The organism is Enterobacter sp. CGMCC 5087, assembly GCF_003144775.1.
In the GTDB taxonomy this organism is placed as follows: Bacteria; Pseudomonadota; Gammaproteobacteria; order Enterobacterales; family Enterobacteriaceae; genus Enterobacter; species Enterobacter cloacae_M.
On record NZ_QFXN01000316.1, the window covers coordinates 1 to 11,947 of the forward strand.

The following is an 11,947-nucleotide window of genomic DNA, read 5'->3' on the forward strand; positions in this document are numbered from 1 at the left end:
AACCCTTCATCGCAGGCCGAAAAGCCAGAATGGACCGCCTCCGGGGGCTGCCCCCCCGCACCTGCAACATCAGTGTCACCGGCTCTGTCTTGCTGAGCGAGTGGCGGTCTGTGTCTCCCTGACATGGAGGTGAATGCTACCCACGGGAGATTAACCCCACAATGGCAAAGCATTAACAGCGTGTTTCAGCCGAATTCAATACGTTAAATACACCGAACTTTTGCGACAAAAAAAGTAAAGGGAAAGAGAGCGAGGAAGCATGCCGGGACCGGCAGCCCATACCAGTACGCGACTGAATACACCTGGTCCGGTATGCAAAGGGGTAAGCTGGCGACGTAATGAGCCCGCACATAGATTTGCGTAATTGCCTGATTTTGAGATGTTCAATCCAACATTAAAAAACAGGCTAATTTATGGACGACAAACAGTTGCAGGCTCTGGTTAACAAACTCCCCCTGAGGACTTCAACCAGTTCGATCGCTTGCTAAAGAAAATCAGCGTCGAGGCGAAACTCAATGCCGAAATGCCCCATCACCTCGGCTACGATAAACATCAGCCCAATCCATCGACCAACGCCCGCAACGACTATACCCAAAAACCGTTATCACCGACGATGGCCCGCTGGAGTTGCGTACGCCACGCGGTCGCGATGGTTCCTTCCCCCAGTTGGTGATGAAGAACCAGCCCCGGATCACTGGCATGGATAACCAGATTTTATCGCTGTACGCCAAAGGGATGACCACCGCGTTTAAAGAGTTGTATGACGCCAATGTCTCGCCGGTGCTGGTCTCAAAGGTTACCGCCCCCTGGAATCCAGAATGCGTTGCCCGCAACATTACGGAAATTTAGCTCAAACCTCCTTCCTGAATTCACCGCGAGGACAGATTAAAGAGATTGATCATGTTTTCTGGCTGGCGGCAGTAATTTTCAAGACAGGTTTTGAAATTCACTACACGTCGGGGTGTGAATTCATATTTTCGGTAGTAGAGACAGATATCAAAGGTACTGGCAACGAATCCCGGCAACAGTTCAACCAGCCTCCCCTCATTAATATCCTGCTGCACCAGTTGCCGGGGCAGGCAGGCGATACCGGCATCATTGAGCACCAGGGTGCGCAATACCTCAGAGTCATCGCACTGTACCGTATCCGGGATTTTGAAAAATTCATGCTTATCTCCCTGACGGAACTCCCAGCGGTCTCCTCCCACGAGGCTTGAGGCAAACAGGCAGTTATGGTGCATCAGGTCATCAGGTGTATTGACATCGCTACGCCCCGAAAGATAATGCTTTGTGGCAATCACCACCAGAGGCTCACTGTACAGTCGCAGACAGGTATCACCCGACGGCAGTCCCGGTTTGCCAATGTGGCTGGCATTTGCCCTGATGGAAAAGTCATACTCATCCACCACATCGGCCAGAAAGGGGTTAATCACCACCTTAAATCGCGTGCCCGGATGCGTCCGCAGCCAGGACGCCATCACATGCGGAAGCACGTTCCGGGCAAATAACGGGGTGGAGGATATTCGGATTTGCCCGCACAAATCGTCCTCTTTCCCCCGGATTTCTTCTATCACACTCCCCGCCTCCTTCAGGATCGGGGAGAACTTTTCATGCAGCGACATCCCTGCCTCTGAGGGGATCACCTTTCGGGTGGTCCGGTGCAGCAACGTCATACCCAGTTGCGCTTCCAGTTCGGCTATCCAGCGACTGCCGGCGGAGACGGAGATCCGGTGCTCTGAAGATGCCCTGCCCACCGAACCCAGTCGAACAACGGAGCAAAAAAATTCAATTTTATCCAGCATGGTGAAAATCCTGTTGAAGACAGTCTGCCACTGATAACCGGCAGACTGTAATAACGCGGGTTTATCAGGCCGCACTGTTTGCCTGGTGACGTATATGGCTATGGTACGGGCGTGCGGATAGTAAACACCATCAGCGCTTTGTTTCAGAAGGTGACCGTAATGACAAAGACATTGGCCCCTCACTGAATATTTTCGCCTCCATGATTTTCAGGGCAGGGCTTATTGACGGTGCGAAGTCCATCTGGCTCAGGATATCGCGATGCAAATCCACGCCCGGTGCCATTTCAGTCAGTTCCAGCCCTTCAGGCGTCAGCCTGAACACGGCACGCTCGGTAATATACAGTACCGTCTTGTCGGATTTGACGGCCCTCTCCCCGGAAAAGGTTACCTGCTGTACCTGGTGAATAAATTTACGAATGCTGCCGTCTCTGACAATGTTCAGCTTTCCCTCTTCGATGCGGATGTCCGATTTACCCGCCGTAAATGTCCCGCAAAAATAGACTTCCCGGGTGTTTTGCGTGATGTCGATAAACCCGCCACACCCGGCAATTTTGGGGCCGAAACGGGAGACATTGAGGTTCCCCTGTCTGTCACATTCCGCCAGACCGAGAAAAGCCTGATCCAGTCCGCCCCCGTCGTAAAAATCAAACTGTTGATCCTGGGTGATAATCGCTTCTGGAAGGGAGGATGCCCCAAAACTCAGCCCCCCGGCCGGCGTCCCGCCGATTGCGCCCGGCTCCACGGTCAGCAACAGCCGGTCAGACAGTCCCTCTTCATGGGCAACGGCGGCGATCACTTCCGGGACGCCGATGCCGAGATTCAGGATAGCCCCTTCTCTCAGTGCCATCGCCGCCCGTCTCGCGATGATTTTCTTCACATCCATCCTGACGGGTGAAGGGGATGCCCTGTCGTCGTCCCCCTGACTGCTGTACCGATCATTCTGGACTTCAGCAAACGTCTGCATATGGTCATTCAGGTCATCAACCAGCACAATATCGTCAACGTAAATCCCCGGGATACGAACGTCATGCGGTTTTAGCGTCCCGGCAGGCACCCGGCGTTTCACCTGCACAATGACCCGTCCGCCGTTATTTTTCACCAACTGGGCAATCGCCAGATTGTCCAGCAGCAGACACTCATCTTCCATGGTGATATTGCCGTGTTCATCGGCAGTCGTTCCCCGCAGGAGGGCGACGTTACCCGGGATTTTCTTATAAAAGAGGCACTCTTCTCCGCCAAGGGTCACCACCTCTACCCACTCTTCAGTAGTCAGCGCATTGATTTTCCCGCCCTCCTGACGAGGGTCGACGAACGTCCCCAGCCCGACGTGGCTGATGGTACCGGGTTTGCCGGAGGCCGAATCACGCATCAGCTGGGCAATCACCCCCTGGGGCAGATTGTATCCTCTGATTTTTTCTTCAATCGCCAGCGTCTGGAGTTTCGGGCTCAGCCCCCAGTGCCCGGCAATGACAAAGGACACCAGACCTTCCTGCGCCATATGATTGACGCTTTTGTCACCCCCATCACCCTGGCCGGCGGTAAAGTAAATGGACAGGTTTCTCGGGTGGCCTTCACGCTGAAAACGCTCACCCGTCTCTCTTTCTATCGCCTCCGGGACAGCTGCACCAATAAAACCGCCCAGGATGACGTGGTCGTTGTCCCGGATACGACAGGCAGCCTCTTCGGCTGAAATAAAATTTACTCGCTTCATCTCTGAACTCATTCGTTGTTGTGGTTTATTTAAAAAACATCCTGACGACGTCACGATAAAACCTTCCGGAATAAATTCAGAACCGTTTCGGCGAAAAACAGTTTTTCAAAAACAGAATAATGCAGCACAGAAATTCTCAGGATACCCGCGTTAAATACCGCCCTGATTTAAGCCATAAATGAAAAACACTTTTGCACGGGAAATATTTCACAGAGGGGACGCTGCCTCGTTATATTTCCCTCCGGATTAACGGGGATATTTACCCCCTGATACATCCCGTATTTCACTGAATCAATATACGGGTAATACCCGTCACCTTCAGAACACAGGAGCGGTAGCAATGTCCTTTACCATTGAACAGCTGACGACAGGTCAGACAGCATCATTTCGTAAAACCATTACCGAAGCGGACGTCATCAATTTCGCGTCCGCCAGCGGCGATATGAATCCGGTCCATATCGATAAAATTGCCGGTAAGGACAGCATTTTCGGGGACCGCGTGGCCCACGGTATTCTGGTCAGCGGCCTGATATCCACCGTGCTGGGAAACCAGTTACCTGGCAACGGGACAATTTATCTCGGGCAGGACATGAGGTTTACCCATCCGACATATATCGGCGACACCATTACCGCCACGGTGCAGGTGACGGAGATTAACAAAGAGAAGAACCGGGTCCGGCTTCAGACGACCTGTACCAATCAGGACGGTGTGGTGGTGATTACCGGTACCGCAACCGCCATGCCACCAAAAGCATGAAAAAGATAATGCTGCAAAAAACATATATTCGAGGGTCCTGACTGAAATACCTTTACGACAGGATTCGCAAGAAAAATATACTCCCTGATTTATTATCTCAACACAGAGCATAAATAATGATTATTGAACCCATTATTAAAGGCTGCATTGCCAGGAACTGTCACCCTTATGGCATCCGGGCTGCCGTACAGCAACAGATTAATTATATTAAACGTGTCCCACCGGTTAAGGGCCCCAAAAAGGTCCTGGTGATTGGCGCCTCTTCCGGATATGGCCTTGCCTCCCGTATTGCCCTGGCCTTTGGCGGCGGAGCCGATACCATTGGCGTCTCCTTTGAAAAAGGACCGAATGAGAAAGGCCCGGGTACGGCAGGCTGGTATAACAATATCGCTTTTCGGGAAGCCGCAGAAAGCGCCGGACTGACTGCCCGTAACTTCATCGGGGATGCCTTCAGCGATGAGATGCGCCGTCAGGTGACCGATTACATCCTCAATGAATTCGGGGGAGAGGTTGATCTGGTGGTGTACTCCCTGGCGTCCGGTGTTCGTACGGCCCCGGATGGGGTAACCTATCGTTCCACGCTCGGCGTGCGTAATACGCCATTCAGCGGTGAAGCCTTTGACCTTGAACATCAGACCCTGACCCGGCAAACGCTGGAGCCGGTCTCCGACCAGCAGTTGCAGGATACCGTCAAAGTGATGGGGGGAGAGGACTGGCAGCTATGGATTGACTGGCTGAACCAGGCCGGTGTTCTGGCGAAGAATGTCAAAACCGTGGCGTATTCCTATATCGGCCCCGAATCCACCTGGCCGCTGTACAGGGATGGTGCGCTGGGGGCAGCCAAAACGCACCTGCACCGCACTGCCGATATACTCAATAACCAGCTCAGTGCCACAGGCGGACAGGCGCACGTCGTCGTCTGCAAGGCCGTGGTCACCAAAGCCAGCGCCTTTATCCCGGTCTTTCCGCTTTACATTGCCCTGCTGTACCGGGTGATGAAGGAAAAACATCTCCACGAAACCTGCATCGAACAGATGTATCGCCTGATGGCGGAAATGCTCTATCCCATCCGTGGCGAAACACCCGTAGATGACCAGCGGCTTATCCGCATTGACGAGCGGGAGCTTCGCGCCGATGTTCAGGCAGAGGTAGAAGCACTACGTAAACAGGTAACACCCGAGAACTTCATGACCGTCAGCGACTTTTCCGGTTATCTGCAGGAGTTTCATGCCCTGAATGGGTTTGGTCTTCCGGGGGTGGATTACCGTGCAGATATCGACCCGGCAACGCTGGCCGCGATGAAACCATAACCTTTACCAACCATGCCGTCAGTCAACAACCGTGTTTCCCGGCTCAGTACCGGGAGCACCTTTATGGCGGCCATTTATCAGGACTGACATGAATACAGATGCTGTACGAAAGCAGGCTTTTGCCATGCCACTGACCAGCCCGGCCTTCAGCCGGGGGCCTTATCGTTTTTACAACCGGGAGTACCTGGTGCTGACTTACCGGACCGACATGGCAGCGCTGAGGGCCGTGGTCCCCGAGCCCCTGGAAGTGACTGAGCCGATTGTAAAATATGAGTTTATCCGCATGCCGGACTCGACCGGCTTTGGCAACTACACCGAAAGCGGGCAGGTCATACCGGTCAGTTTTCAGGGGGGTAAGGGAAATTATACCCATGCCATGTATCTGGACGACCACGCCCCGATTGCCGGTGGCCGGGAAATCTGGGGATTTCCCAAGAAATATGCGCATCCGCATATGGCGGTGTGTCAGGACACCCTCGTCGGCACGCTGGATTACGGCCCGGTCCGTATTGCCACCGGCACCATGGGCTACAAATACCAGGAAATGGACCAGGCCGCGCTGCTGGAAAGCCTGAAGCAACCCAATTTCCTGCTGAAAATCATGCCGCACGTGGATGGCAGCCCCCGGATTTGTGAGCTGGTTCAGCATCACCTGAGCGACATCCGCCTGCAGGGGGCCTGGTCCGGGCCGGGAGCGCTGGAGCTGCACCCGCATGCACTGGCACCGGTGGCACAGTTGCCCGTACTGGAAATGCTGTCTGCCAGCCATTACATCGCGGACCTGACCCTGACGCACGGGCAGGTCGTGTATGACTACCTCGCCTGATGGCGGGCTCACTGAAATCACGCCGGTGCTGAACGGGGACGACGTTCTCCTGCAGACACCGGATATGAATAATGAACAAGGAAAAATGAATATGTCGCTTAAGAATAAAGTTGCACTGATTACCGGCTCCGGCAGCGGTCTGGGGAAAAGCATTGCACTGCAGTATGCCCGTGAAGGTGCCAGGGTGGTGATTTCGGACCTGTCACCTGAAGCCGTCATCCGCACCGTGGAGGAGATACGGGCGCTGGGCGGTGAAGCGTTTGGCGTCACCATGGATGTTTCGAATGAGTCTGAGGTCAATGACGGCGTTAAAAGCGCGGCGGACCATTTCGGCACTATCGATATTCTAATCAGTAACGCCGGGATCCAGATTGTACGCCCGGTGGAAGAGTTCACGCTGACGGAATGGAAAAAAATGCTGGCCGTTCATCTGGACGGTGCCTTCCTGACCACCCGCGCCTGCCTGAAATACATGTACGCCCGGAAACGTGGCAGCATCATCTACATGGGGTCTGCGCATGCCAAAACGGCGTCGAAGCTTAAGGCCCCTTATGTGACCGCCAAACACGGTCTGCTGGGATTGTGCCGCGTGGTGGCCAAAGAAGGGGCACCTCAGGGGGTCAGGGCCAACATGATTTGCCCGGGCTATGTCCGTACACCGCTCGTTGACAGGCAAATTCCGCAACAGGCCCGGGAACTGGGTATCACCGAAGACGAGGTCATCAGAATGATGCTGGCCGAAACGGTGGATGGCGAATTTACTACAGAGAAAGACATTGCCGATGTGGCGGTCTTCCTGGGGGACTTTGAGACAAATGCACTGACCGGGCAGTCCCTGCTGGTGAGTCACGGCTGGATGATGGAGTAAATGTACTGCGTGTCTTTAATGAAGACACTCAGCCCCGGGGCACAGCTCCGGGCCTTAGCCTCAACACAAACATCATCACGGAGATAATGTATGAAACAGGATACCGGTAGCCTCCAGGTCAGAACATTCAAACGGGCGCTCTGTTGCCTGCCCTGCGGTCTGGCGCTGAGCGTCAGTTTATTTTGCGGGACAGGCCACGCCAGCCCTTTAACGATGCAACAGTCGCAATATGCCCAACAATGGCAACAAAAGAACGGCCCGCTCAGCAGCGCCCCGCCCCCGGCGCTGGCAGCCCTGCTGACGCAGCATGCCGGTGCGCCAGGCGTGCACTATAACACCCTGAGCGCCCGCGAAGGGCTGGCCGCCCTGACCCGACAGTACACCGTGCCACCGACGAGCGAACTGGCGGTGGAGAATGTGGACCTGGACCTGCACGGGCGGCGTATTCCGGTACGGATTTACCACCGTCAGACCGACACACTGGCCTCCGGGGCAGCGGAGCGCCCGATAGCCAAGAGCGTGGCAGGTCGGAAGGCGCCCGGTGTGCTGTTCTTTATTCACGGCGGCGGGCACCTGAGTGGCTCCGTCAGCGTCTACGACCCGGTAGCCCGCCATCTGGCAGTCAGCACCGGCGAGACAGTGATTGCCGTGGACTATCGCCGCGCCCCGGAGAACCCGTACCCCGCAGGGCTGGAGGATGCCCGGGCAGCGCTGCTGCAGGCATACCCTCTGCTGGACCGCCAGCATATTCCGTATACACGCCAGTTGACCCTGGCCGGAGACAGCGGGGGCGGAGCGTTCAGCGCCACGCTGGCGTCTGAGCTGCAGTCCACTCACCCCGGTCTGATTGACCGCCTGGTGCTCATTTACCCGAGCCTGGACTACACCCTGAACTGGCCGTCCGTGAAGGAGAACGGAACCGGGAAGCTGCTCGATGAGGACAAAGTGCGCTGGTACTTCGACCAGTATTTTCAGCATGACGAGGACCGTCGGGCTCACTCTCCGCTGTATATGCCGGTGACAAAAGCCTATCCGCCGGTGCTGCTGTTCAGCGGAGGGCTTGACCCGCTGCGCGATGAGGACTTTGCGTTTGTGGCGCGCCTGAAGGCGGCGGGCATTCCGGTGCGGCACGTGCACTTCCCGGAGGTGGTGCATGCGTACCTGATGCTGGAAAACCTGGTGCCGTCAGAGGCGAAAGCCACCTGGCAGGCCATCGGCGAGTTTGTAAACGGCGCGACAGACAACCAGAAGAAATAAAACGACGGACTCGCCCCTCGTGCGTATTACCACAGGCGGAAAACGCTGAATGTTCGGGCGTTTTCCGCCCGTTACAATACACTCCCCACTCACTGATAATTTCCCTTGTCCACAGCGTTATAACCCTGGCCACTGGTACACATTCAGTCAATAAACGCCAGGAGCACCGCTTTCAGTTCGCTATCCAGTGGAAAATTGACTCGCCATTCAACATCCGTTATCGAAAAATCGAGCGTGGGATCGTCCAGCATTTCTGTTATACGTTGCTTCAGATATGCTGGCCTGTTTTTTGCATTTCTGAGTATGATCCGAAACAACATCGCATAGAGTTCACAATGCCACGACCAGCCATCACCCACACCGATCACATCCTGCAAACGCGGCTGATCATCAATAAGTCGCAGAATAAACTGTTCAGCCAAATCAAGATGTTCCTGGCTCACATTGTCCAGTGGCGCAAGAACAGCAGCAGATAATTCGTGTAACCAGCGTTCAGCGTCTTCTTCACGCCGGAAATGTAGCGTTTCCCATGTTCTTTTATCGTACTCACAGGTCACCAGAGAAAGGATGTTATCCGGTGCCGTCAGCCATTTATTTTTCAATAATACACCCGCAGTTGGATGACAACAGGCCAGTTCAGCAACCATCTCAAACAGTGCGTTCCGAGGACTCTGGTTTAACATTTCACGATGCTCATTCGTAAATGCCTGCTCATCGAACAGGCGCTGCCATACGACCGGCGTTCCGTCTGGCATCTTTTCCATATAGTCATTCACTCCTGAGTATCAGCAGGCGGCACCAGCGTCAACAAACACCCACCCGTATATTGCTCACGAAGCATGCAATCAAGCCCCCTCGTACTCAGCGCATCGACAACCACACCGCTGTCCCCGACCACCATAAACGTAATCTCACCCGTCAGTCTGCCACTTACCTCAAACTTGCATCCTAGCTCAGACTTCCTCACCAGAAAGGCCGCTGACCCCGCGTACTCAGCAATCAGCGTCTGTGGCTGCCATTCATCATCCGCCAGCACCGCGTTAACCCAGCCCAGGGATTTCAGGTGCTCAATCACCCGGGTCAGACGTAACAAATCTGGCGGGGACGTCACCGGGTTATCGCAGGCATTCAGGAGGCCCTCCAGGCGTTGTTCAAGGCCCGCGGCGGGCCCTTTTTGCCGTCCCAGGCTGAGCAGGCTGTTAAGCTCAGGCGCAACTGACCGGGGGAACCGACGCTGTTTTTGTGCAGCCGCAAGCCAGCGCAATAAAAACGTATGAATGGTCAGCGGTGAAAGGGCCTGACCGTCCTGCTGTGCAAGACACAGGGCAACCCGGGCGCACCATGCCAGATGGGCAAGGTCGACCACGGTTTGTTCAGGGGGTAAGGTATTGTGAGTGTGTTTCATGCCGGAAGTATATCGGCAGAGCGCAGACCGGAAAAGCCCGGGTGGCGGCGAAGTACCCACGCGAGTGTCTCACGCCTTTTATCATCGTCAGACCGCCAGCACATTCACAGTCTGATAACGCCCGTTCTGGCTGTCATCACGGGCAGCGTCATTTCCTGCACTCGTGTTTTTAGCCGGTTAAAAGGCGTAGTGAAAGCGTCCCTGCCAGCGCGGCTGATAATGTTCTGCGCCATACTCGTTACGCCTGTGCAGGCTGTACCGGCCACCGTTTGCCATGCTTCAGCGATGATGCCGTTTAGCACCTGTAGCGCACTGTCGGTCAGTTGCGGGTTTCGTTCTGTCCCCAGCGTATCGAGATTGAGCATCAGCACCATTTTGCATTCAGGTGCGCAGGCCGCCTCCCACACCCAGCGTAACAATGTCGGTGGCGAACTCCGGCGTTCGGCGCGCCTGTGAGTATTCACCCGTCCGCTGCCAGACCTCAGTATGAAAGCGTAAAATCAACGCGTGGTAATCGGCCAGAGTTTCGCCGTACGGCAGCACCAGCGTAAAGCTGAATGCCACCAGACGCGGGTAATGGTCAACGGCCTGTTGCAGAAAAGCGCGAATGTTTTCGGCATCCACAGCGTTGCCGGCAACTGTGCCGGTGTGATGGTCATTCATGGGAAATTATCTCTCAGGGTTGAAGCCGGCAGAACGCCGGCAGGCAGGGTGGTATACCTGATGTAAATAGCAATCACGGGGCTTACCCGGGCAGAGTGTTGCAGCAGTAATTCATCCGCCAGTGCGCTTCTTCGATGCTGTAGATACCGGTCAGACACCGGGGACAATGCTTCACGCCCTGGTAATGCTCACCGCACCATACGCAGTACCAGGAGAGCACCATCACCGTCGTTTCCAGCCCGTTGATGAGACTGCGCAGCTTTCGGTGCCGGGCTTCTGCTTTCACTTCCGGGTCAAGATGGGCGCAGGCCATCAGCACATGCCGGGCCACGGTCTGCTGGTCATGCTCAAACCACGGGTCTTCATGCATACTGGCATGCAGTCTCAGCCGACAGCCACAGGACGCACAGTTCCATATCTGTCCCGGTGCACTCACGGCCTCCCCGGCTGTCGCGAAGTGGCCTTCACGGTCATTAGCCAGGTAACATTTCAGCATACGCATAGCACCACCTCCGCTATCCGGCTATCAGCATCATCGGACGTATAACTGTGCTCACCCGTCCGGCAGGTCATGCAGTAGCGTTCGCCGTGGTAATCGCTGTCGCAACCATTACAGTACCAGTCTGCCCTGCGGACCACGGGCGTAGCGTCCGGGATAATCCGCTGCAGACGCCCTGCCAGCCTCAGTGCACTGGCTTCCGGTTTCACGTACAGGCAGTGCTGTCTTCCGCTGTCCGAAAGCGTTGCTGTCTGGTGTTCAAACCACGGGCGTTCAGAGTCGTATTGAGGATGGTATTGCAGTGCACTGCCGCAGAGGTGGCAGGTATAGTGGTCATACGGCGCCGTCTGCGCGGTTCTGGCTCCTGTGAGACGGCCGTTGCCGTCCAGAGCCATAAAGGATTTTGCATACATAGTGGTACTCTCCTTACCGCCAGACGACACGCAGGCGTCAGCCGTCCCGGTACGGGCAGCGTGGCAGGGTGCGAACGGCGGGTCAGTTATGCGTTAGCGGGTCGGTAACGGCGATGGCAGGTCCAGGGATACAGCAAGGTTACTGTTGCGCAGGTGCGCCAGTGGGTCTGAAACAAACGGGACAGGGTCTGGCACCACAGTACTGTCGCTGGCAACGGGGACACTTCCAGCGAACCGGGATGTTCTGTGGTTGAGCGCGGCGTCTTTTTTCCATTCAGATATCCTCTCTGCTCAGACACCACGGGAATCAGCAATACGCTGCTGCATCCAGGCTTCCACTTCGCTTCTGAACCAGCGGGAGCTGCGCCCCAGCTTGATGGGTTTCGGAAACAGCCCGTCGCCAATCAGTTTGTAGAACCATTTGTCGGTCATCCCG

At 55.5% G+C, this 11,947-nt stretch carries 14 protein-coding genes and 1 pseudogene; 6 read left to right on the top strand and 9 right to left on the bottom strand.

Annotated elements, in window-relative coordinates; genetic code table 11:
- Positions 1 to 413: 413 nt before the first annotated feature.
- Positions 414 to 801: pseudogene (locus DEO48_RS25665) on the top strand (transposase); the annotation flags it as partial.
- A 68-nt stretch (positions 802 to 869) separates the two neighbouring features.
- Here the strand turns inward: DEO48_RS25665 and DEO48_RS25670 are convergent.
- On the bottom strand, positions 870 to 1,802 hold the full coding sequence (locus DEO48_RS25670) for a LysR family transcriptional regulator (RefSeq protein WP_109846679.1): 933 nt from the start codon (positions 1,800 to 1,802) through the stop codon (positions 870 to 872).
- Between the two features lie 130 nt (positions 1,803 to 1,932).
- Positions 1,933 to 3,513 carry an acyl CoA:acetate/3-ketoacid CoA transferase gene (locus DEO48_RS25675; protein WP_109846680.1) on the bottom strand — a complete coding sequence of 527 codons (1,581 nt, stop codon included), beginning with the start codon at positions 3,511 to 3,513 and terminating at the stop codon, positions 1,933 to 1,935.
- Between the two features lie 340 nt (positions 3,514 to 3,853).
- Between DEO48_RS25675 and DEO48_RS25680 the strand changes: the two genes are divergently transcribed.
- From DEO48_RS25680 to DEO48_RS25700, 5 genes are all read left to right on the top strand, one after another.
- A complete protein-coding gene (locus DEO48_RS25680) occupies positions 3,854 to 4,270 on the top strand; it encodes a MaoC family dehydratase (protein ID WP_109846681.1) in 417 nt (138 codons plus the stop codon).
- 116 nt (positions 4,271 to 4,386) lie between these two features.
- Positions 4,387 to 5,580 (top strand): enoyl-ACP reductase FabV, encoded by a 1,194-nt coding sequence (gene fabV, locus DEO48_RS25685; RefSeq protein WP_109846682.1) that lies wholly within the window; start codon positions 4,387 to 4,389, stop codon positions 5,578 to 5,580.
- An 88-nt stretch (positions 5,581 to 5,668) separates the two neighbouring features.
- Positions 5,669 to 6,406, top strand: a complete 738-nt coding sequence (locus DEO48_RS25690) for an acetoacetate decarboxylase (RefSeq protein ID WP_109846683.1) — start codon at positions 5,669 to 5,671, stop codon at positions 6,404 to 6,406.
- On the top strand, positions 6,390 to 7,274 hold the full coding sequence (locus tag DEO48_RS25695) for a 3-hydroxybutyrate dehydrogenase (protein ID WP_219933025.1): 885 nt from the start codon (positions 6,390 to 6,392) through the stop codon (positions 7,272 to 7,274). The genes DEO48_RS25690 and DEO48_RS25695 overlap by 17 nt, the downstream gene beginning before the upstream one ends.
- A 90-nt stretch (positions 7,275 to 7,364) precedes the next feature.
- A complete protein-coding gene (locus DEO48_RS25700; protein WP_109846684.1) occupies positions 7,365 to 8,531 on the top strand; it encodes an alpha/beta hydrolase in 1,167 nt (388 codons plus the stop codon).
- 143 nt (positions 8,532 to 8,674) lie between these two features.
- Here the strand turns inward: DEO48_RS25700 and DEO48_RS25705 are convergent, their stop codons facing one another.
- The 7 genes from DEO48_RS25705 to DEO48_RS25730 all read right to left on the bottom strand — a co-directional run.
- Entirely contained in the window at positions 8,675 to 9,295 is a 621-nt protein-coding gene (locus DEO48_RS25705) for a hypothetical protein (protein ID WP_109846685.1), read from the bottom strand.
- An 8-nt stretch (positions 9,296 to 9,303) separates the two neighbouring features.
- Positions 9,304 to 9,936: a DUF2913 family protein gene (locus DEO48_RS25710; protein WP_109846686.1), complete on the bottom strand. Its 633-nt coding sequence runs from the start codon at positions 9,934 to 9,936 to the stop codon at positions 9,304 to 9,306.
- A 104-nt stretch (positions 9,937 to 10,040) separates the two neighbouring features.
- Complete coding sequence (locus tag DEO48_RS27295) at positions 10,041 to 10,310, bottom strand: hypothetical protein (RefSeq protein WP_258306208.1); 270 nt, start codon at positions 10,308 to 10,310, stop codon at positions 10,041 to 10,043.
- 7 nt (positions 10,311 to 10,317) lie between these two features.
- Positions 10,318 to 10,599 carry a hypothetical protein gene (locus tag DEO48_RS27300; protein ID WP_258306209.1) on the bottom strand — a complete coding sequence of 94 codons (282 nt, stop codon included), beginning with the start codon at positions 10,597 to 10,599 and terminating at the stop codon, positions 10,318 to 10,320.
- A gap of 82 nt (positions 10,600 to 10,681) precedes the next feature.
- Positions 10,682 to 11,101, bottom strand: a complete 420-nt coding sequence (locus DEO48_RS25720) for a putative zinc ribbon protein (protein WP_109846687.1) — start codon at positions 11,099 to 11,101, stop codon at positions 10,682 to 10,684.
- Entirely contained in the window at positions 11,089 to 11,511 is a 423-nt protein-coding gene (locus tag DEO48_RS25725) for a putative zinc ribbon protein (protein WP_109846688.1), read from the bottom strand. Before DEO48_RS25725 ends, DEO48_RS25720 begins: the two co-directional genes overlap by 13 nt.
- A 291-nt stretch (positions 11,512 to 11,802) precedes the next feature.
- A partial coding sequence (locus DEO48_RS25730) for an AlpA family transcriptional regulator (RefSeq protein WP_146198346.1) occupies positions 11,803 to 11,947 on the bottom strand: 145 nt, incomplete at its 5' end.

What these genes read in the sequence shown, in the direction of transcription:
- DEO48_RS27300 (WP_258306209.1), bottom strand. Translation starts at nt 10,599, where the DNA reads ATGAATGACCATCACACCGGCACAGTTGCCGGCAACGCTGTGGATGCC.
- DEO48_RS25710 (WP_109846686.1), bottom strand. Translation starts at nt 9,936, where the DNA reads ATGAAACACACTCACAATACCTTACCCCCTGAACAAACCGTGGTCGAC.
- DEO48_RS25720 (WP_109846687.1), bottom strand. Translation starts at nt 11,101, where the DNA reads ATGCGTATGCTGAAATGTTACCTGGCTAATGACCGTGAAGGCCACTTC.
- DEO48_RS25680 (WP_109846681.1), top strand. Translation starts at nt 3,854, where the DNA reads ATGTCCTTTACCATTGAACAGCTGACGACAGGTCAGACAGCATCATTT.
- DEO48_RS25675 (WP_109846680.1), bottom strand. Translation starts at nt 3,513, where the DNA reads ATGAAGCGAGTAAATTTTATTTCAGCCGAAGAGGCTGCCTGTCGTATC.
- DEO48_RS25690 (WP_109846683.1), top strand. Translation starts at nt 5,669, where the DNA reads ATGAATACAGATGCTGTACGAAAGCAGGCTTTTGCCATGCCACTGACC.
- DEO48_RS25700 (WP_109846684.1), top strand. Translation starts at nt 7,365, where the DNA reads ATGAAACAGGATACCGGTAGCCTCCAGGTCAGAACATTCAAACGGGCG.
- DEO48_RS27295 (WP_258306208.1), bottom strand. Translation starts at nt 10,310, where the DNA reads ATGGTGCTGATGCTCAATCTCGATACGCTGGGGACAGAACGAAACCCG.
- DEO48_RS25670 (WP_109846679.1), bottom strand. Translation starts at nt 1,802, where the DNA reads ATGCTGGATAAAATTGAATTTTTTTGCTCCGTTGTTCGACTGGGTTCG.
- fabV (WP_109846682.1), top strand. Translation starts at nt 4,387, where the DNA reads ATGATTATTGAACCCATTATTAAAGGCTGCATTGCCAGGAACTGTCAC.
- DEO48_RS25725 (WP_109846688.1), bottom strand. Translation starts at nt 11,511, where the DNA reads ATGTATGCAAAATCCTTTATGGCTCTGGACGGCAACGGCCGTCTCACA.
- DEO48_RS25695 (WP_219933025.1), top strand. Translation starts at nt 6,390, where the DNA reads ATGACTACCTCGCCTGATGGCGGGCTCACTGAAATCACGCCGGTGCTG.
- DEO48_RS25705 (WP_109846685.1), bottom strand. Translation starts at nt 9,295, where the DNA reads ATGGAAAAGATGCCAGACGGAACGCCGGTCGTATGGCAGCGCCTGTTC.